At 64.8% G+C, this 19,189-nt stretch carries 17 protein-coding genes, 1 tRNA gene and 1 pseudogene; 11 read left to right on the top strand and 8 right to left on the bottom strand.

Annotated features, from left to right (window positions below):
- A pseudogene (locus AC1DHL_RS27945) lies at positions 1-127 on the bottom strand (fimbrial protein); the annotation flags it as partial.
- A 260-nt stretch (positions 128-387) separates the two neighbouring features.
- Between AC1DHL_RS27945 and AC1DHL_RS27950 the strand changes: the two are divergent.
- The 7 genes from AC1DHL_RS27950 to AC1DHL_RS27980 all read left to right on the top strand — a co-directional run bounded on the left by AC1DHL_RS27950 (position 388) and on the right by AC1DHL_RS27980 (position 7,961).
- Entirely contained in the window at positions 388-1,305 is a 918-nt protein-coding gene (locus AC1DHL_RS27950) for an alpha/beta fold hydrolase (protein ID WP_478105158.1), read from the top strand.
- Between the two features lie 91 nt (positions 1,306-1,396).
- Positions 1,397-2,501, top strand: a protein-coding gene (gene prfB, locus AC1DHL_RS27955) for a peptide chain release factor 2 (RefSeq protein ID WP_478105159.1) whose coding sequence is annotated in 2 segments (ribosomal slippage) — positions 1,397-1,477 and positions 1,479-2,501 — 1,104 coding nt in all. Because the reading frame shifts where the segments join, the coding sequence is not laid out codon by codon here.
- Positions 2,501-3,187 (top strand): HAD family hydrolase, encoded by a 687-nt coding sequence (locus AC1DHL_RS27960; protein ID WP_478164109.1) that lies wholly within the window; start codon positions 2,501-2,503, stop codon positions 3,185-3,187. The genes prfB and AC1DHL_RS27960 overlap by 1 nt, the downstream gene beginning before the upstream one ends.
- Entirely contained in the window at positions 3,174-5,864 is a 2,691-nt protein-coding gene (pepN, locus tag AC1DHL_RS27965; protein ID WP_478164110.1) for an aminopeptidase N, read from the top strand. Before AC1DHL_RS27960 ends, pepN begins: the two co-directional genes overlap by 14 nt.
- Positions 5,865-5,884: 20 nt before the next feature.
- Positions 5,885-6,895: a class 1 fructose-bisphosphatase gene (locus AC1DHL_RS27970; protein ID WP_478164111.1), complete on the top strand. Its 1,011-nt coding sequence runs from the start codon at positions 5,885-5,887 to the stop codon at positions 6,893-6,895.
- A gap of 11 nt (positions 6,896-6,906) precedes the next feature.
- A tRNA-Thr gene (locus tag AC1DHL_RS27975) sits at positions 6,907-6,982 on the top strand.
- Between the two features lie 94 nt (positions 6,983-7,076).
- Positions 7,077-7,961: an AbiJ-NTD4 domain-containing protein gene (locus AC1DHL_RS27980; protein WP_478164112.1), complete on the top strand. Its 885-nt coding sequence runs from the start codon at positions 7,077-7,079 to the stop codon at positions 7,959-7,961.
- Between the two features lie 146 nt (positions 7,962-8,107).
- Here the strand turns inward: AC1DHL_RS27980 and AC1DHL_RS27985 are convergent, their stop codons facing one another.
- Positions 8,108-8,623, bottom strand: a complete 516-nt coding sequence (locus AC1DHL_RS27985; RefSeq protein ID WP_478164113.1) for a hypothetical protein — start codon at positions 8,621-8,623, stop codon at positions 8,108-8,110.
- 381 nt (positions 8,624-9,004) lie between these two features.
- Positions 9,005-9,223, bottom strand: coding sequence for a hypothetical protein (locus tag AC1DHL_RS27990; RefSeq protein WP_478164114.1), 219 nt, complete (start codon positions 9,221-9,223; stop codon positions 9,005-9,007).
- A 101-nt stretch (positions 9,224-9,324) separates the two neighbouring features.
- Between AC1DHL_RS27990 and AC1DHL_RS27995 the strand changes: the two genes are divergently transcribed.
- The 4 genes from AC1DHL_RS27995 (at position 9,325) to AC1DHL_RS28010 (ending at position 11,841) form a co-directional block, all read left to right on the top strand.
- The gene (locus AC1DHL_RS27995; protein ID WP_478164115.1) at positions 9,325-9,759 is read left to right on the top strand and encodes a hypothetical protein; all 435 of its coding nucleotides are present in this window, start codon (positions 9,325-9,327) and stop codon (positions 9,757-9,759) included.
- Positions 9,760-9,880: 121 nt separating this feature from the next.
- Positions 9,881-10,711 (top strand): hypothetical protein, encoded by an 831-nt coding sequence (locus AC1DHL_RS28000; protein WP_478105172.1) that lies wholly within the window; start codon positions 9,881-9,883, stop codon positions 10,709-10,711.
- A gap of 105 nt (positions 10,712-10,816) precedes the next feature.
- The gene (locus AC1DHL_RS28005) at positions 10,817-11,395 is read left to right on the top strand and encodes a DJ-1/PfpI family protein (protein WP_478105174.1); all 579 of its coding nucleotides are present in this window, start codon (positions 10,817-10,819) and stop codon (positions 11,393-11,395) included.
- A 65-nt stretch (positions 11,396-11,460) separates the two neighbouring features.
- Entirely contained in the window at positions 11,461-11,841 is a 381-nt protein-coding gene (locus tag AC1DHL_RS28010; RefSeq protein WP_478105175.1) for a ribbon-helix-helix domain-containing protein, read from the top strand.
- A gap of 19 nt (positions 11,842-11,860) precedes the next feature.
- Here AC1DHL_RS28010 and AC1DHL_RS28015 read toward each other — a convergent pair whose 3' ends face one another.
- Genes AC1DHL_RS28015 through flhB form a run of 5 tightly spaced genes read right to left on the bottom strand, consistent with a single transcriptional unit; the run spans position 11,861 to position 19,178 of the window.
- The gene (locus AC1DHL_RS28015; RefSeq protein ID WP_478105177.1) at positions 11,861-12,595 is read right to left on the bottom strand and encodes an RNA polymerase sigma factor FliA; all 735 of its coding nucleotides are present in this window, start codon (positions 12,593-12,595) and stop codon (positions 11,861-11,863) included.
- A 35-nt stretch (positions 12,596-12,630) separates the two neighbouring features.
- The gene (locus AC1DHL_RS28020) at positions 12,631-13,482 is read right to left on the bottom strand and encodes a MinD/ParA family ATP-binding protein (RefSeq protein ID WP_478105178.1); all 852 of its coding nucleotides are present in this window, start codon (positions 13,480-13,482) and stop codon (positions 12,631-12,633) included.
- 10 nt (positions 13,483-13,492) lie between these two features.
- Positions 13,493-15,949, bottom strand: a complete 2,457-nt coding sequence (flhF, locus tag AC1DHL_RS28025) for a flagellar biosynthesis protein FlhF (protein WP_478105180.1) — start codon at positions 15,947-15,949, stop codon at positions 13,493-13,495.
- Positions 15,946-18,039: a flagellar biosynthesis protein FlhA gene (gene flhA, locus AC1DHL_RS28030; protein WP_478105181.1), complete on the bottom strand. Its 2,094-nt coding sequence runs from the start codon at positions 18,037-18,039 to the stop codon at positions 15,946-15,948. The genes flhF and flhA overlap by 4 nt, the downstream gene beginning before the upstream one ends.
- Positions 18,036-19,178: a flagellar biosynthesis protein FlhB gene (gene flhB / locus AC1DHL_RS28035; protein ID WP_478105182.1), complete on the bottom strand. Its 1,143-nt coding sequence runs from the start codon at positions 19,176-19,178 to the stop codon at positions 18,036-18,038. Before flhB ends, flhA begins: the two co-directional genes overlap by 4 nt.
- Between the last annotated feature and the right edge of the window lie 11 nt (positions 19,179-19,189).

Here is a 19,189-nt window from a genome sequence, read left to right on the forward strand (position 1 = left end):
CATTGATGGTGCAGGTGTTCGAGGTGACTTCGCCGTTGAAGGTGATGGTGCCGTCAGCAGCAGAGGCAACCTGGGCGGCCATCGCGGTGCTGGCCAAGATCAGAACGGAGAGAAGTTTGCGGTTCATTTCGAATATTCACTAAAGTTGAGGAAAGTTAGATTCGGCAGAAAGTGATACCCAGGGAAATCACCAATTGCCGGGGTCGAATTCAATCTATCCATGCGCTGCAAGTACATGAGAAAGTTCCTAAACCGGCGTTTGGGAGCAGCACCGCTGTGCAAAATGACATGGTGAGGCCTCGATGACGCGAGGTCCGCGAGTCTCGCGAATGGCGTGTCGTGCATCGGACTGCACGGCCACTGGTGCTTCCGTATCATTCGGCCCCGATGTACCAAGCTCTCCGCGCGTCGCGCAGCGAATTCGTTCCCGTCCGCAACCTGAACTACCACGTGCGTCTGTGGGGTGCGCCCTCAAACGCGCGGCCGCCGCTGGTGCTGCTTCATGGTTGGATGGACGTCGCCGCATCCTGGCAGTTCGTTGTCGACGCAATGGCCGCCAAGCGCTGGATCATCGCGCCGGACTGGCGAGGCTTCGGCCTCACCGACGGCGGCAAGGTGGACAACTACTGGATGCCCGACTACCTCGCCGACCTCGACTGGCTGCTGGACCACTATGCGGGCGACACGCCCGTCGACCTGGTCGGCCACAGCATGGGCGGCAACGTCGCGATGCAGTATTCCGGCGTCCGGCCGGAGCGGATCCGGCGGCTGGTCAACCTCGAAGGCTTCGGCATGCCGGTCCTCCTCCCGGAACAGGCGCCGGAGCGCTACGGCAAGTGGATCGACGAACTCAAGCGCCTGCACCACGGAGAGATGGCGCTGGCCAGCTACCCGGGCGTGGAAGGCGTCGCCCGCCGGCTCATGAAGACCAACCCGCGTCTCACCCAGGACAAGGCCGACTGGCTCGCCGCCCACTGGTCGGTCGGCAAGCCGCATGCCGACGGCGTCGACCGCTGGGAAATCCTTGGCGACCCGGCGCACAAGATCATCAATGCCCACATCTTCCGGGTCGACGAGATGCTGGCGCTCTACGCCGCCATCACCGCGCCGCTGCTGGCAGTGGAAGCCTCGGACGACAGCCTCGGGCGATGGTGGAAGGGCCGCTACACGCTAGCCGAGTACCACGAACGCCTGAAAAAAGTGCGCGATGCGCGCATCGCAAAGGTCGAGGACGCCGGCCACATGCTGCACCATGACCAGCCTGAGCGGGTGGCGTCCCTGATCGAGAACTTTTGCGCTGCGTGAACACCCCTGTGTTGCACGCGCCCTCCCCGCGATCCGGCCATGGTGGGCGTGAGAAAATGCGCGGTTTTCCCAAACACCGTCAGGACACCCCATGGATGCAGAGCAAATCAACCAAATCGGCGCAACCCTTGCGGACCTGAGCGCCCGCACGGTCGATTTACGGAGGTATCTTTGACTACGATGCCAAAGCCGAACGTCTGAGGACGGTCAACGCATCGCTCGAAGATCCCAACGTATGGAACGACCCCAAGAAGGCCCAGGAACTGGGCAAGGAAAAGAAGTCGCTCGACGACGTGGTCGTCACGCTCGACCGGCTGACCAGCGGGCTGTCGGACAACACCGAGCTCTTCGAGATGTCGAAGGAAGAGGGCGACATGGACGGCCTGCAGGCCATCGCCGATGACGCCGCCAAGCTCGAAGCCGACATCAAGCAGCTCGAGTTCCGCCGGATGTTCAACAACCCGGCAGATCCGCTGAACGCCTTCGTCGATATCCAGGCCGGCGCCGGCGGCACGGAAGCCTGCGACTGGGCCAGCATGCTGCTGCGCCAGTACCTGAAGTACGCCGAGCGCAAGGGCTTCAAGACGCAGATCGAAGACGAGACGCCGGGCGATACCGCCGGCATCAAGGGCGCGACCATCAAGGTCGAGGGCGACTACGCCTTCGGCCTGCTGCGCACCGAAACCGGCGTGCACCGGCTGGTACGCAAATCGCCCTTCGACTCGTCGGGCGGGCGGCACACCAGCTTCGCGAGCATCTTCGTCTATCCGGAAATCGACGACTCGATCGAGATCGAGATCAACCCGGCCGACGTCCGCACCGACACCTTCCGCGCCAGCGGCGCGGGCGGCCAGCACATCAACAAGACCGACTCCGCCGTGCGGCTCACGCACATCCCGACCGGCATCGTGGTGCAGTGCCAGGACGGCCGCAGCCAGCACAGCAACCGCGACGTCGCCTGGAAGCGCCTGCGCTCGCGGCTGTACGACCACGAGATGCGCAAGCGCCAGGAAGAACAGCAAAAACTCGAGGACAGCAAGACCGATGTGGGCTGGGGCCACCAGATCCGCAGCTACGTATTGGACAACAGCCGCATCAAGGATCTGCGCACCAACGTCGAAATCTCTGCAACCCAGAAAGTGCTGGATGGTGACCTGGATGCCTTCATCGAAGCCTCGTTGAAACAAGGAGTCTGATGCAAGGCGCGACGCACCAGGTAGAAGCCCTGATCTTCGACATGGACGGCACCATGGTCGATTCCATGCCCTGGCACGCCAAGGCATGGATCGAGTACGGGCGGCGCAACGGCCTCGACATCGACGTGCCGCATTTCATGCGCCGCACCACCGGCCGCACGGCTTTCGAATGCGCCTGCGAGCTGATGGGCCGCGAGGTCACCGAGGCCGAAAGCGCCGAGATCGCGCACGAGAAGGAATCGATCTACCGCGAACTGTTCGGCGCGCAGTTCCGCGAGGTGCCGGGCTTCAGCGTCTTCAATCGGGCCGCGGCAGCACGCGGCCTCAAGATCGCGGTCGGCACCGCGGGCGACAAGCACAACATCGCCTTCACGATGTCGAAACTGCGCATGGAGCCGCACCCGCTCGCCATCGTGGGCGGCGACGAGGGCCTGCCCGGCAAACCCGAGCCTGCCATCTTCCTCGAGGCCGCGCGCCGCATCGGCGTGGCGCCTGCGCGCTGCGTCGTATTCGAAGACGCGCCTTTCGGCATCGAGGCCGCGCGCCGCGGCGGCATGATGGCCGTGGCGGTCTGCACCACCCACAGCGCCTCCGAACTCGCAGGGCCGCACGTGATTGCGGCCGTGCGTGACTACAACGAACTCGCAAACTCAAACTTTCTGGAGACATTCGATGCTGTTGCGTGATGCCCAAGACCAGCCCATGGCGATTCGTCGCGAGGACTACAGCGCGCCCGCCTACTGGATCGATACCGTCGATCTCACCTTCGACCTCGACCCCGCCAAGACGCGAGTGCTCAACCGCATGCGGTTGCGCCGCAATCCAGCCATTGCGCCGGAGCCGTTGCGGCTCGATGGCGACGAACTCAATCTCGCCCGGGTGCTGGTCGACGGCCAGGGCGCGTCGTTCCGCATGGAGGCCGATCAACTGGTGATCGACAACCTTCCCGAGACCTTCGAGCTGGAGATCTTCACCACCTGCTGCCCGATCAAGAACACCAAGCTCATGGGCCTGTTCGTGAGCGAGGACACCTTCTTCACGCAATGCGAAGCCGAGGGCTTCCGGCGCATCACGTACTTCCTCGATCGTCCCGACGTGATGGCGAGCTATTCAGTGACGCTACGTGCCGCCAAGGCGGCTTACCCGGTACTTCTCTCCAACGGCAATCTCGTCGAGCAGAGCGACCTGCCCGAAGGCCGCCACTTCGCGAAATGGGTCGATCCCTTCCGCAAGCCGAGCTACCTGTTCGCACTCGTCGCCGGCAAACTGGTCGCGCGCGAGCAGCGCATCAAGGCGCGCAACGGCAAGGAGCATCTGCTTCAGGTCTACGTGCGCGCGGGCGACCTAGACAAGACCGAGCACGCGATGAATTCGCTCATCAACTCGGTGATGTGGGACGAAGCCCGCTTCGGCCTGCCGCTGGACCTCGACCGCTTCATGATCGTCGCGACCAGCGACTTCAACATGGGCGCGATGGAGAACAAGGGCCTGAACATCTTCAACACGAAGTACGTTCTCGCCAACCAGGCCACCGCCACCGACGCCGACTACAGCAACATCGAAAGCGTGGTCGGCCATGAATACTTCCACAACTGGAGCGGCGACCGCGTGACTTGCCGCGATTGGTTCCAGCTCTCGCTCAAGGAAGGCCTCACCGTCTTCCGCGACCAGGAGTTCAGCCAGGACCTGTGCGCCGATGCGTCGGCGCGCGCGGTCAAGCGCATCGAGGACGTGCGTGTTCTGCGCACTGCGCAATTCCCCGAAGATGCGGGCCCGATGGCCCACCCGGTGCGCCCCGACAGCTACATCGAGATCAGCAACTTCTACACCGTCACGATCTACGAGAAGGGCGCCGAAGTCGTGCGCATGATGCAGACACTGGTCGGCCGCAAGGGCTTCGAGCGCGGCATCACGCTGTATTTCGAACGCCACGACGGCCAGGCCGTGACCTGCGACGACTTCGCGCAGGCCATCGCCGATGCGAATCCGGATTCCGACCTTGCGCGCCTGCTGCCGCAGTTCAAGCGCTGGTACAGCCAGGCGGGTACGCCGCGACTCGCCGCGCACGGCGTGTACGACGCGAACGCCCGCAGCTACACGCTGAGCTTCGTACAAAGCTGCCCGTCCACCCCGGGCCAGCCGGTCAAGGACCCCTTCGTGATCCCGGTGAACATCGGCCTGCTGACTGCTGACGGACGCGAACTGCCGCTGCAACTCGAAGGCGAAGCCGATGCCATGCAGGGCACGCGTACGCTCGTGCTCACGCGTGCCGGCGAGCAGGTCACTTTCGTCAATGTCGACGCGGAGCCCGTCCCTTCGATCCTGCGCGGCTTCAGCGCGCCGGTGATCCTCGACCACGACTACACCGACGCACACTTGCTCACGCTGCTCGCCAACGATCCCGATCCGTTCAATCGCTGGGAAGCCGGACAACGCCTGGCACTGCGCGCCGCGCTGCGCGCCATCGCCACGCCGGCCGGCACGGGCGAATTGCCGCTGGACGACGCGTTCATCGATGCGATGCGCAGCGTGCTGCGCCATCCGCAGCTCGACGCGGCCTTCAAGGAACTCGTGCTGACGCTGCCGTCGGAGACCTACATCGCCGAACAGATCGAAGTGGTCGACCCGCAGCGCGTGCACGCGGTGCGTGAAGCCATGCGCGCGCAACTCGCCGCAGCACTGTTCGCCGACTGGGAGCAGGTCTACGAGCAGAACCGCGACACCGGCGCGTACATGCCAGACCCGGTCTCCTCCGGCCGACGTGCTCTGGCGGGCATCGCCCTCACCCATCTGTGCCTTGCCGCGCGCGCCTCTGGCGACGCGGTATGGCCCGGCAAGACGCTGCAGCGCTTCAAGGACGCGGGCAACATGACCGACCGGTTCAACGCACTCAACGCGCTGGTCTCGTCCGGCCATGCACTTGCAGCACAGGCGCTGGCGCGCTTCCACGAGATTTTCAAGAATGAAGCGCTGGTGATCGACAAGTGGTTCTCGCTGCAAGCGGGCGCCCCCGATCGCGGCGGCGACATCCTGCCGCTGGTCAAGCAGTTGATGAAGCATCCGGACTTCTCGATCAAGAACCCGAATCGCGCGCGCAGCGTGATCTTCAGCTACTGCAGCGGCAACCCCGGCGCCCTGCATCGTGCAGACGCGGCGGGCTATGTGTTCTGGAGCGATCGCGTGATCGAACTCGACGCCATCAATCCGCAGGTCGCCGCCCGCCTCGCTCGCGCGCTCGACCGCTGGAGCAAGCTCGCCGAACCCTACCGCAGCGCCGCGCGCGAAGCCATCGCCCGCGTGGCAGCCCGCCCCGACCTGAGCAAGGACACACATGAAGTCGTTACGCGGGCACTGACAGCGTGACCCATCAAGGACCCTCATACATGGCTCAACAGAAGATTTCACTCACCCGCTACCTCGTCGAACAGCAGCGCGCCGATGGCCTCATCCCCGGCCAGCTGCGACTGCTGCTCGAAGTGGTCGCTCGCGCCTGCAAGAGCATCAGCCAGGCCGTCAACAAGGGTGCGCTCGGCGGCGTGCTCGGCTCGGCCGAAAGCGAGAACGTGCAGGGCGAAGTGCAAAAGAAGCTCGACATCATCGCCAACGAGGTGCTGATCGAAGCCAACGAATGGGGCGGCCATCTCGCCGCCATGGCGAGCGAGGAGATGGACAGCATCTACGTCGTGCCCAACCGCTATCCGCAGGGCGAGTACCTGCTGCTGTTCGATCCCCTCGACGGATCGAGCAACATCGATGTGAACGTCAGCATCGGCACCATCTTCAGCGTGCTCAAGAAGCCGGACGACGCGCCGGGCGTGCAGGAAGGCGACTTCCTGCAGGCAGGCAGCAAGCAGGTCGCGGCGGGGTACTGCATCTACGGCCCGCAGACCACGCTCGTGCTGACTGTCGGCGCCGGCGTTGCGATGTTCACGCTCGACCGCGAGCAAGGCTCCTTCATGCTCACGCAGGAGGACATCCAGATCCCGGCCGACACCAAGGAATTCGCGATCAACATGAGCAACATGCGCCACTGGGACGCCCCCGTGAAGCGCTACATCGACGAATGCCTGGCCGGCAAGGAGGGTCCGCGCGGCAAGGACTTCAACATGCGCTGGATCGCCAGCATGGTGGCCGACGTGCATCGCATCCTGATGCGCGGCGGCGTCTTCATGTACCCGTGGGACAAGCGCGAGCCCGAAAAGGCCGGCAAGCTGCGACTGATGTACGAGGCCAACCCGATGAGTTGGCTCGTCGAACAGGCCGGCGGCGCTGCAACCAACGGCCGTGAACGCATCCTCGACCTCGCGCCGAAGAAGCTCCATGAACGCGTCGCTGTTGTGTTGGGGTCAAAGAACGAAGTCGAGCGAGTCACTCGCTATCACGACACGCTATAATCACGGGCTTAGCCGGTGTAGCTCAGTCGGTAGAGCAGCTCATTCGTAATGAGAAGGTCGGGTGTTCGATTCATCTCTCCGGCACCAATCGCAGCAAGGAAAGCCCGCTATCGAAAAGATAGCGGGCTTCTCTGTTTTTAGGCACCTGTAGGCAATCTGTAGGCAACTCCGAGAAATCGCCGTGGCAACCTTTCTTCAGCGCATGGGACACAACCCGATGCAGAAGGCACTGCAGCTTGACTACCTGGATGACGAGCTGCGCGCTGGCCTCTGGAACACGCTGACAAGAGGCCTTTGGCAACTCTGGGAACCTGCAGCTACAGCGTACGGCATGCGGACCAGGAGCCAGGGGGCGAGAGAACTTGATCGCCTCATTGACCGCTTATGGTCGGGCTACTTTCATGAGCCTCTCGACGCAATGCCGGCGTTCAAAATTCAACATCGGCCGGAGGACTCTCTGTATGAGCGTCTGCGCAGCATCATGCTCAGAGGCGAGCCACTTCAAGATTTGGATCTTCTCGACGCGATCGTGCGTTACGTTGACCGCTCGTGGCAGACACGCTTGTGCGCCGCGTTGAACGAAGTGATGGTCGCAGAAAACTGCGGGTATCGCTTTGTGGACCAGATCCTTATCCCCGTCACCGCCCCTGAAGAAATTGAGTCGATAGAGACGGCCTTGGAGAAAACGACAGGTGCGGTTCGAGAGCATCTCAGCACGGCGCTGGCGCTTTTGGCTGACCGTATGGCACCCGACTATCGCAATTCGATCAAGGAGTCGATCTCCGCGGTAGAAGCTGCGTGCCAAGCCATTGCCGGCATGCCGAAGGCGAGCCTGGGCGACTGCCTAAAGGCGATCAAGAAGGTGAAGCCGCTGCATCAGGCGTTCGAGGCGGCGCTGGTGAAGTTGTACGGCTGGACAAGCGATGATGGCGGCATCCGACATGCTTTGACCGAACAGGGCGTCACTCCCACGCACGCAGATGCACAGTTCATGCTGGTTTCCTGCTCCGCCTTCACCAATTACCTCTGGGCTGTTGCCGCGGAGCAGGGCATCAAGATCTCCTAAAAGGCCGACCGCCCTCGCGGGAAAAAGTTTTCATTTCGCGGGTGTGCACGCGACGGTCCACGACCGGTTTCCAGGCGCGAATCGCCAGATCTGCGATGCCCCCTTGGCCGGCGTGTAGGGGCGGCGCCAGGCGCGGGGCCGCGGCCTCACTGCCGCTCGCGCTCCCTAAACTCCATCATCGGCCGTGTGGCTGTGGTCGAGCGGCCAGCCACCAGGCGCAGATGCGTCGGCGAGCCGTCCTCATCGGTCAACTCGTGCGCCGGCCAAAAGAACTCATCGCCATTGCGGTACTGGCAGCTGTAGCCGTACTTGTAGTCGACCCGCACGCCTTGCGCTTGATCGAGAAACTCGCCGGTCTCGTTCCGAACCCGGCGCAACTTGTACTCGCCAGTGACGATCAGTGGACTGTTGCCCACCCAAACCCGATCGCCCACCTTGTGGAGCGTGCTCGCATCGTTATAGGCCTTCTGAGCACCGTCGAGGCTGATGTCAGGCTTCGGCCTGTTGCGCGCCTCCTCTTCGATCGCAGCCCGGACCGCCGCTATCCGGGAGCTCTTCTCTTCGGCGCTGACCCCCTTCGTCAGTCGGACCTTGCTGCCGAGCCGGGTAACCTGCATCCAGCGCTCATCGTGTGGATTGCGCGCATTCTTGGGCTGCTGCACGCCATCGACAAAGCAAACGGACGTGGATGGGAGGCCGGGCCAGCCCGGCACCTGTGCCGCGGTGATCAGGCCGGCCGCGATCAGCGCTTCCGGCTTGCCGGTGTAGACGTCGCCATTCGAGCTTTCCCGCTCAATCTCGACCCGGGAGCGAAGGTCTCTGCCGCACTCATGATTGCATCGCTCCGAGGTCAGGCAGGTCGAGCGACGTAGTTCTTCCGGACGTTGCGGCGCCGACTAAGGGCGCGACAATTGGCTTTGCCATGATGTGCATTTCCTTTGCTGGTTGCACGTTGCGGTAGACGGCTGCGGAGTTCGTACCTCCGTGGCCGTCGCTCTTTTGCCTCAGGTACACGGCTCAGTTTTGAGCCGTGCCGCGGGGCATCATTTCTTCGCTTGCTCAAGCTTTAGCATCTCGTCAGCTTGGTCCCTGGCTACACGGGCTGCGTTCTTCAAGGCCCCGGCATAGTCCTTGTCGTCCTCTATGTCGAGAATGGTGCGGCCAAGGGAAGCATAGATTCCAGTCAGCACTGCTGCCTGATATTCCCTACGAGCATCGACCTTTTGGCGCATCGCGCTTATCTCGTGAAGATTGGCGGTCATTCCTTTGGCTCCTTCGCTCGATCGATAGCCCGGTTCAGCCATGCCATCCCGAGCCTGCGCAGCCGGCGCTGGCACAGGGCAGCGTGCTGATGGGCGGCGTCATGACCTTCATCTTCGCGCTGCTCGGCGGCCTGCTGTGCGACCGCTACGGACGCAAGCTCACCAACGTCCTGCCGCGCATCGGGCTGGCCCTGCTGATCGTGCCAATGTTCCTTTGGCTGTCCGGCGCGCCAAGCGCTGCCACGCTGCTGTGCGTCTCCGCGGTGCTTGCTGCCCTCACCGCGATCTTTGGCGCGGCCGGTCTAGTGACGGTGCCCGAACTGATGCCCATCGCCGTGCGCAGCACTGGCCTGTCGCTGGTCTACGCCATCAGCACCTCGATCTTCGGCGGCACCACGCAATTCGTCGTCACCTGGCTGCTGGCCCTGACCCACAACCCGATGGCGCCGGCCTACTACGTGATGGTGATCTGCGCCATCAGCGTCGTCGCCATGGGAATGCTCCCAGAGTCGCGCGACGTCGACGTCAGCCGCTAGGGAGGCCTCTCGGACCGTGCCGCCGTGAAGTTTTGTGCACACTTCGGTACTAAATCCACCGGGGCGCCAACCGCAACGGGCCCGCCTTTCGCAGAATCCGGTCGAAACGCTTGGGAACCCCATGAACAACAGTCGCGCCGGTTATTCCTTCGCCATCCTCGGACTGGCTTCTCTCGCCGGGGGCATTGCCTGCCTGGGCTGGGCCCACTTGCTGGGCGGCTACGGGTTCATAGGCGCGAGCACCGCCATCTTTCTGGCGATGCTCAGCTTCACCAAGTTCGCCGCGCTTCGGCGCCCGCTGGTGGGCGCTCGCTCCATTCCCATGCCTGAGCCGATGTACGAGTCGGTCCGCGCGCCCATCATGCCCAGCCGCCGTGATCATGATGATGACGACGAGGAGGATGAGGACGCAGAACTCGAGGCCAGGCTGGCAGCCCTGCGCGTTGCCGCGCAGCAGTCCAAAGAGCGCCACATTGCGCCTCCCGAACCTGAACCCGTCGTGGTGGTTGTCGAGGGACCGCCGCTCGAGCCAGAACTCGCCAAGCTGTTCTCGGCGTCTCCGCTTGAGCCCGTACCAACCCGGGAAGCGCCGTCCTCGGGGCTGCGTCAGATGGATGAACTGCGCGCCGAACTCGCCCGGCTTCGGGAGAGCGCCAGGATGCGCCAGGCGGCTGTCCCCGTCAGCGTGGCGCCGCCGGACTTTCTTGCGACGCCTTCCCAATCTCCCACCCCGGCCGCCGAGTTGCCAAAGGCGCAGACTGCCCACCGCGACTCTCGAGACCCGTTCCCGCGAACGGAATTCTCCGGCCTGCCTGGGGAATCTCGCGCCGAGCCCTCGGAACAGGGCGAGGCCTTTCCACGAACGGAGTTCTCCGGTCTCAACACCCCTCCGTCGGAGAGCTCGTCGTTCACGAAGACGGAATTCCTGGGCCCGATCGAATTGCGGCGATAGCGGGTAACAACCGACTGCTACCACCCATCCCCTCTCCTTCCGAACAATGGATCCCAGTCGAATCCTCACGGATTCGCCTTGTCCACACCCTCTGAAGGAGACACGATGACACGCAAGATCCTGATGCTCTGCGGCGACTACGCAGAGGACTACGAAACCATGGTGCCGTTCCAGGCGCTGCTGGCGGTGGGCCACACGGTCCATGCAGTCGCACCGGACAAGAAGGCCGGCGATTGGGTCTACACCGCGATCCACGACTTCGAGGGCGCCCAGACCTACAGCGAGAAACCGGGCCACCGCTTCACGCTGAACGCGAACTTCGCCGACGTGCGGCCCGAAGCCTACGACGCGCTGGTGATCCCCGGCGGCCGCGCGCCAGAGTACCTGCGCATGAACAGCCGCGTGGTCGAGATCGCTCGGCACTTCCTCGCGGCCGACAAGCCGCTGGCGGCGGTTTGCCACGGCGCGCAACTGCTGGCCGCGACCGGGCTGCTGAAGGGCCGCAAGGTCTCGGCCTACCCCGCCTGCCAGGTCGAGGTGGAACTCGCGGGCGCAGAGTACATGGGCATTCCGGTCGATCAGGCCGTGACCGACCGCAATCTCGTCACCGCACCAGCCTGGCCGGCGCATCCCGCATGGATCAGCCAGTTCCTCAAGGTGCTCGGGACGCGCATCGAGACCTGATCCGAATCCGCAGGTGGCGCTACAGTCTCAAGTCGCGTCACCTGCCACGCCACAGGAGAAGTCTCATGTGCGAAGTTTTCATCAGCGCCGATCCCCAGAGCTACGACAGCCGCACGCGGTCGGTCCGGCTGCATGGCGTTGTCACCAGCATCCGGCTCGAAAACCTCTTCTGGCAGGTGCTGGAGGAGATCGCGGCGCGCGACGACATGGGCGTCGTGCAACTGATCGAGAAGCTCTACGACGAACTGGTCGCGGCACGCGGCGAAGTCGGCAACTTCGCGTCCTTCCTTCGCGTCAGCGCGTTGCGTTATGAAGCGATGGTCGCGCAAGGGCGCATCCCGGCAGACACATCGGTCGCGATCCGGTCGCTCGACGCCCAGGCGGTCCTGCATGCCATGCCCGCGGGCTGGGCGCGTGCCGCGCGAAGCAGCAGCGCCGTGCTTTGACCCAGCCTGGACAGCGCCCTCAGAGCAACTCCTTGAGGCGAGCCCTCAAGCGGCTGATGGCTTGGCTGTGCAACTGGCAGACGCGGCTCTGGCTCACCTCGAGGATCGCGCCGATCTCGCGCAGGTTGAGTTCTTCCTCGTAATAGAGATTCAGCAGCAACTGGTCGCGCTCGGGCAGTGCAGAGATGGCCTCCACGAGCTGGTGGCGAAATCCGCTTTCGAGCAATTGCTCCAGCGGGTCGTCGCTGTCGCGCTGTCCTCGGCGAGCGCCCTGCGCATGCAGGTCGATGAAAGGGTTCTCTGTATCGCCCTTCGCGAAGTCTTCGACGTAGAGCAACTGGCAGCCCTGAATCTCCTGCAGCAGCGACTGGTAGGCCTCCAGGTCGATCTTCAACTCCCGTGCGATCTCGCCCTCGGTAGGGGGCCGGCCGAGGCGATGCTCCAGCGCCTGGATGGCCTTCTCGACGCCGCGCGCCGATTGGCGCAGGCCCCGCGATCCCCAGTCGCTGGCGCGCAGTTCGTCGAGCATGGCCCCTCGGATGCGCTGGCTGACGAAAGTCTCGAACTGCGCCCCCTTGTTGTCCTGGTAGCGGGACGACGCATCGAGCAGACCGATCATGCCGGCCTGAATGAGGTCGTCGAGTTCGACGCTGGCGGGCAGCTTGGCGATCATCTGCAGCGCGATGCGGCGCACAAGCGGCTGGTGCTGCGCCAGCAGATGGGACTTCTCGATGGTTCCCTGGGCGGTGTACACGTCCGATCCTTGTTCCGTTGTTCAGGTTTCGCTGTTCAGGCGACGGCTGTGCGCGTCGCGCGGAGCGCACCGGCAGCCGGCCTTGCCATGCGGCGTTCGCGCGTGGATGCCTCCTGCATGCGCCATGGCCACAGACTCATGTCGCCGGCAACGCGCCGGAAGTCCACCGCAGCCGGGCTCGCGGCAAAGGCCTCCACCACCGTCTGGCCCAGCCGCCGTGCATCGGCGAGGTGCGCATCGGCGCGAACCCAACCGGCGGGCTCCAGCGATACCGCGAGGTAGCGGCTGCCGGTGTTGGCCAGGTTGCCCATGACCGTACGCGCCTCGTCGGGGCTCGATGCGCCATTCACCAGAAAGCGCAACTGCTTCAGGCCATGCGCGTAATGCAGCCTCTTGATGCCCGCATACGCCGTAGTGACGGAAGCGGCGTTGGGTTGGAGCACGAGCACCAGTTCGTCCGCGCGCTGCACCAGCGTCGACAGCCGTCCCTCGTCGTCGAATGCCGCATCGATCAGGACCACGCCCCCGCGACAGAGTGTGCGCGGGTCGATCCGGGAATGACTCATGCCGATCGGCGCGGGGAGCACGTCGACGCCGCAGGCCGCGCGAGCCGCCGCACCGGCACAGGTCAGCCGACGCTCGGCCACGTCGGCCAGCACGCCGGGTGGATCGACCGCCCACAGGGCGGCGATGGAATCCGCAGCCGGACGGTGTTCATCGATCAGCAGCACGTCCTTGCCTTGATGCACCAGGGCCGCGCCCAGGTTCATGGCCGCCGTCGTGGCACCGTCGCCGCGACGCATGCCCGCAACGGCAATGACACGCGTGGGCGTGTGCGACAAGAGACGGCGCAGCCCGTCCGCCTGATCTGTCACCAGCTTGGTCATGCAGCGCTCCTCAATCTTGCTTCTCCGCGGCCCTGGGTTGCTGGGTCGGCGCGGTGGATTCAGTGCCCAGCGCCTCCAGCAGCAGAAAGAGCTTGCTCACGCCCCCATACAACGCGTTGCCGGTGAGAGGCCGGCTCGATCGCACGGGACGTCCGGTCAATTGGTTGAGCAGCCCGCGCGTGCGGTCGGCCCATTCGCCGCTCGCGTGCAGCAGACGCCAGACCGTCGTGCTGACCTGGCCGGCGATCAGCAGCCGCTTCATCATGTCGGGGTCGCCCAGTTCGCCGATGCCGCCCACCAGTTGCACGCCCTGGCGGAGCAGGCGGAAGCACGGATCCGCATCGGCGGCCCATGCCTGCCATTGCGCGAGTTGCCGCGCCGGAACCTGCATGCCGACGTTCGTCAGCACGTAACTCTGCGCAATGATCTTGTGCCCGTGTGCGTCGGTCATGCGCGTCACCACGCAGCGCAGCGTCGGCGGCGCGGACTTGTCCGGGCCTACGCGAAGCTGCACTTCCGCATGGGCTTCGCACTGCATCGCGGCCTTGCCACGGAACATGACCACCCTCGCCTCGCCGAACGCGTATTCGACGCGCGCCAGCGTGCTCGACGCACCGGTCTGCGGATCGATCACACCGGTCGAACCCGGTGCGCGCGCGAGCCATTTCTGTCCTTGCGCCTGCCACTCGGCGATGATCTCGACGGCGGGTAGCCGGGGCAGCATGTGCACGACCGACTTGCCGAGGTCCTGCTGGCGCAGCCATTGCACTTGCCGCGTACCGGGCTTGCGTCGAGTGTCTGCGCCGCCTCGGACAGCCGCCGTCGCCAGCCATTGGTTCGGCGCCGAAAGCGGCTGGCCGCTGCGGTCCGACAGCAGGAGACTGCTCTGGCACTCGTAGGCGTCGCCGCCTTCGTTCGAGCGGAGGCCGACCTGTCCGCTCAACGCGAGCACATGCTTGTCGCAGCCGCCCGCGACCTCGCCGCGGGCGTGCACCATCAGATCCTGCAGCACGGCCTTGTGCCCGATGTTCTCGTCGCCCGCGTTACGCCAGAAGCGGCGCGCGGCCTCGAAGCCGATCGGTGCGCCCGCGAGCGCGCCGGCCACGGTCGCCAGTTCCTGCGCGTCGTGTGCCATGGCACGAATGAGGTTCTGGTATTGCACGCGGAGCCGGTCGGCCTCCGCCCGTGCCTGCACGACCTGTGCCGACGGCGCGACGCCCGAAGGCTCGTCCTGCATGTCGATCTCCGCGGGCACGAACAACGGGTTGTGCCGGCGAGGCTGGAACACGCTGTCCACCAGTTGCGCGCGATCAGCGGGCATCAGGTTTTCCGGCACCTTCTGGCCGCTGGAGATGTAGTGCACCGGCAGCCGATGGCGGATCACGGTGTCGATGAGCGCGCCGGGATGCGTGGCTTCGTCGACCTTGGTGAAGATGCAGCCCGCCAACTCGTTGCTGCCGCCGTGGCGATAGGCGTGCACCACTTCATTGAGCGTGTCGCCGTGGCTGGTCGCATTCAACAGCAGCAGCCGCTTGACCGGGCGATGGCTGTTGCACAGCATCGCGATCTGGTCCGAGACGGCGCGGTCGCGCTGGCTCATGCCGACCGTGTCGATGAGCACCATGTGCTTGTCGCGCAGATCCTGCAGCACCAGGTGCAGGTCGGCGGCATCCTTCACGCCGTACACCGGCACGTTGAGGATCTGGCCGTAGATGCGCAGTTGCTCGTAGGCGCCGATCCGGTAGCTGTCGGTGGTGACCAGCGCGAGCTTGTCGGCGCCGAAGCGCATCACGCAGCGTGCCGCCAGCTTGGCCGTCGTCGTGGTCTTGCCGACGCCGGTGGGCCCCATCAGCGCATAGACGCCGCCTTGCGCCAAAAGGGCATCCTCATCCTCGAACACGGGCACCGCGCGAATCAACTCGGCACGTGCGAAAGTCATGCCTTGCGCGTAGGTCTGGCCCGTGGGCAGCTTCTCCAGCATGGCCTTCGACAGCCGTGCGCTGAAGCCGGCGCCGAGCAGCGTGCGCAGCAGGCGGCCGCGCACCGGGTCCTGGCGCTGCTTGTCGTTCCAGACGACGCTCGCAAGCTGCTCTTCGAGCATGCCGCGCATCGAATGCAGTTCGTTGAGAACGACGTCGGTGTGGACAGTGGCAGGTTGCGGTTCGGACTTCGCCGTCGCCGCAGTCACGGCGGAGGCAACGGCCGTGATCGCCGCAACCGGCTGAGCCGGCGTGTCGGGCACGACAGGCACCGGCGCCTTCGCGGCCACCATGGGCGCCACGCTTTCAAGCGCCTGCGCGACTTCGCCTTCGGCCATGGCCACGATCTCGACGCCGTCGGGCAACGCACGGTTGCTCAGCACGATGGCCTCGGCGCCGAGGGCTTCGCGCACCAGGCGCAATGCTTCGCGACTGGTCGCGGCAACGAATTTGCGAGCCGTGGCCCGCACGTCTGTGGAAATACTCAACCTCTTCCTCCAATGGTGGCGGTGATCTTGATATTGCGAGCGTCAGGGATCTCCGCATGGGAGAGCACCTTGAGTTGCGGCAGGCTGCGCCGCAGGAAACGAGACAGCAGCACGCGCAGGCCGTGTTGAGCCACGAGCACCGGCGCGAGGCCCATCTGCTCCTGTCGTGCGATGGCGGCCTGCGTCTGGCGCAGCAGGTTGTCGGCGAGACCCGGCTCGATGCCGCTGCTGCTGGTCATGGCCTGCTGCAGCACGCCGTCGAGCGAGCCGTCGAGTCCGATGACCTGCAATTCCGTATCGCCCGGGAACAGTTGCTGCACGATGGCGCGGCCGAGCGCAAGGCGCGTCAGCGTCGTGAGTTCGGTCGCATCCTTCACGGTCGGCGCGTGCTCGGCCATCACGTCGAGGATGGTGCGCATGTCGCGGATCGACACTTCCTCGTCGAGCAGGTTCTGCAGCACCTTGTGCAGCGTGCTCAGCGACACGACCTTCGGCACAAGGTCCTCGGTGAGCTTGGGCGCCGTCTTGGCGATCTGGTCGATCAACTGCTGCACTTCCTGGCGGCCAAGCAACTCGGCGGCGTGGGTCTGGATCAGGTGATTCAGGTGCGTCGCCATCACCGTGCAGGCATCGACCACCGTGTAGCCGTAGATCTGCGCCTGCTGCCGGAGATTGCCGTCGATCCACACCGCGGGCAGGCCGAAGGCCGGGTCCTGCGTCACGGTGCCGGTCAAGGTGCCGGTGACCTGCCCCGGATTGATCGCCATCCACTGATTGGGGAAGGCCTCGCCCCGTCCGATCTCCACACCCTTCAGGCTGATGACATAGCTGTTGGGCTTGATCTCCAGGTTGTCGCGGATGTGGACCACCGGCACCAGGAAGCCGATCTCCTGCGCGATCTTCTTGCGGATGCTCTTGATGCGGCCGAGCAGTTCGCCGTGCTGCGACTGGTCCACCAGCGGGATCAGGCGGTAGCCGACTTCCATGCCCAGCGGATCGACCAGCGCGATGTCGTCCCATGTGGCCTCGGTCGTTTCGGTCGATGGCACCACGGCGGCCTGCGCGGCCGCGACCTGCTGCGCCGTCTGCACCGGTTTGCGAAGGAGCACGCGCCGGCCTGCCCAGGCGAGGCCTCCGGCGATCAGCAGGAAGGCCAGATTCGGCATGCCGGGGATCATCCCCATCAGGCCGATGATGCCGGCCGTCAGGAAGAGCACTTGCGGATTGGAGAAGAGCTGGCCGGTCAGCTGGCGGCCCACGTCTTCATCGGTCGTGACGCGCGACACGATCACACCGGCCGCAGTGGAGATCACCAGTGCCGGAATCTGCGCGACGAGCCCGTCGCCGATCGCGAGCAGCGTGTAGGTCGTGCCGGCGGTCGAGAAATCCAGGCCATGCTGGACGACGCCGACCACGAGGCCGCCGATGATGTTGATGACCATGATCAGCAGGCCCGCAACGGCATCACCGCGCACGAACTTGCTCGCACCGTCCATCGAGCCGTAGAAGTCGGCTTCCTGCGCGACCTCGGTGCGGCGCTTGCGTGCGACATCTTCGCCGATCAGGCCGGCATTCAGGTCGGCGTCGATGGCCATCTGCTTGCCCGGCATCGCATCGAGCATGAAGCGCGCGCCGACCTCGGCAATACGGCCTGCGCCCTTGGTGATCACCATGAAGTTGATGAGCACCAGGATGATGAAGACCATCACGCCGACCGCGAAGTTGCCGCCGACCAGGAAGTGCCCGAACGCCTCGATGACCTTGCCCGCCGCATCCGGCCCGGTGTGACCATGCATCAGCACCACGCGGGTGGAAGCCACATTGAGCGACAGCCGCAACAGCGTCGAGAACAGCAGCACGGCGGGGAAGGCAGCAAAGTCGAGCGCCTTCATCGTGTACATGCTGACCAGCAGCACCATCACGGACATCGCAATGTTGAAGGTGAACAGCAGATCCAGCAGGAAGGCCGGCAGCGGCAGCACCATCATGCTCAGGATCATGATGATGAGAATCGGCCCCGCCAGTCCCTTGAACTGGTTGCCGGAGAACAATTGCGTCGGCAGACGCATGAGGTTTGCCATGGAGTTCATGCGGCCTTCAGCGTGTATTCGAGTGATTCGGGAATCGGCAGGTCCTTGGGCGTGCGCGGCGCTTCGCCGCCTTCGTCCTTCCAGCGCTTGAGCTGGTAGACCCATGCAAGCACCTCGGCCACCGCCGTGTAGAGGCCCGACGGGATCTCGTCGCCGAGCTTCGTGTGCTTGTAGAGCGCCCGAGTGAGCGGCGGCGCCTCGAGGATCGCGACCTTGTTCGCCGCGGCGATCTCGCGGATGCGCAGCGCCACCTGGTCGGTCCCTTTGGCCACCACGCGCGGCGCGCGCATATCGCTGTCGACATACTTGAGCGCGACCGCGAAGTGCGTCGGGTTCGTCACCACGATGTCGGCCTTCGGCACCTCGGACATCATCCGGCGCCGCGCCATCGCCTGCTGCTGGCGGCGGATCTGCGCCTTGATGTGCGGATCGCCCTCGCTCTCCTTGTGTTCCTGGCGAAGGTCTTCGCGCGACATGCGCAGCTTGCGGTAGTAGGTCCACAGCTGCCAGGGCACATCGATCAGCGCCACAAGCAGGAGCGCGGCCGCAATCAATGCGCAGTTGCGCCCGACGAACATGATGGTCTGCGGCAGCGCGGCACTCACCGGCAGCGCCATCAGCTGCATCACGCCGTCGATGTTGCGGGAGATGACCAGGTACGCCACGCCGCCGATCAGCGCCGACTTGGCCAGCGCCTTGGTCAACTCGACGAGCGATTGCGTGGAGAACATGCGCACGATGCCGGCGAACGGATCGAGCTTGCCGAAGTTGGGCGAGACCGCCTTGCCCGAGAACAGCCAACCGCCAAGCAACATCGGCGCGACCACCGCGGCCACCACCATCATCGCGAAGAGCGGGGCCAGCGCCAGCAGCGTCTGGAGCGCCATCGCCCCGGTCCGCAACATCATCTGGGACGGGTCGAACACCGCGTCACGTTCGAAGTGCAGGCCCTTTCGCAGCGCGGCGTCGAGGGTGCCCCCGAGAGACGCTGCCGTGAACCACAGGCCGCCGATGGCGGTGCCCAGCATGACCAGTGTGGTCAGCTCGCGCGAGCGGGCCACGTTGCCTTCTTCGCGCGCCTTCTCCAGGCGTCGCGCAGAAGCAGGTTCCGTTTTTTCGAGATCGCTTTCCTCAGCCATGGCTGATTATT

Source organism: Variovorax sp. 10L426, from assembly GCF_056395305.1.

Excerpts from the sequence above, each read along its gene's own strand:
- flhB (WP_478105182.1), bottom strand. The coding sequence starts at position 19,178 with ATGGCTGAGGAAAGCGATCTCGAAAAAACGGAACCTGCTTCTGCGCGA.
- AC1DHL_RS28020 (WP_478105178.1), bottom strand. The coding sequence starts at position 13,482 with ATGACCAAGCTGGTGACAGATCAGGCGGACGGGCTGCGCCGTCTCTTG.
- AC1DHL_RS27990 (WP_478164114.1), bottom strand. The coding sequence starts at position 9,223 with ATGACCGCCAATCTTCACGAGATAAGCGCGATGCGCCAAAAGGTCGAT.
- AC1DHL_RS28010 (WP_478105175.1), top strand. The coding sequence starts at position 11,461 with ATGTGCGAAGTTTTCATCAGCGCCGATCCCCAGAGCTACGACAGCCGC.
- AC1DHL_RS27995 (WP_478164115.1), top strand. The coding sequence starts at position 9,325 with ATGACCTTCATCTTCGCGCTGCTCGGCGGCCTGCTGTGCGACCGCTAC.
- pepN (WP_478164110.1), top strand. The coding sequence starts at position 3,174 with ATGCTGTTGCGTGATGCCCAAGACCAGCCCATGGCGATTCGTCGCGAG.
- flhA (WP_478105181.1), bottom strand. The coding sequence starts at position 18,039 with ATGAACTCCATGGCAAACCTCATGCGTCTGCCGACGCAATTGTTCTCC.
- AC1DHL_RS28005 (WP_478105174.1), top strand. The coding sequence starts at position 10,817 with ATGACACGCAAGATCCTGATGCTCTGCGGCGACTACGCAGAGGACTAC.
- AC1DHL_RS27960 (WP_478164109.1), top strand. The coding sequence starts at position 2,501 with ATGCAAGGCGCGACGCACCAGGTAGAAGCCCTGATCTTCGACATGGAC.
- AC1DHL_RS27970 (WP_478164111.1), top strand. The coding sequence starts at position 5,885 with ATGGCTCAACAGAAGATTTCACTCACCCGCTACCTCGTCGAACAGCAG.
- AC1DHL_RS27950 (WP_478105158.1), top strand. The coding sequence starts at position 388 with ATGTACCAAGCTCTCCGCGCGTCGCGCAGCGAATTCGTTCCCGTCCGC.
- AC1DHL_RS28000 (WP_478105172.1), top strand. The coding sequence starts at position 9,881 with ATGAACAACAGTCGCGCCGGTTATTCCTTCGCCATCCTCGGACTGGCT.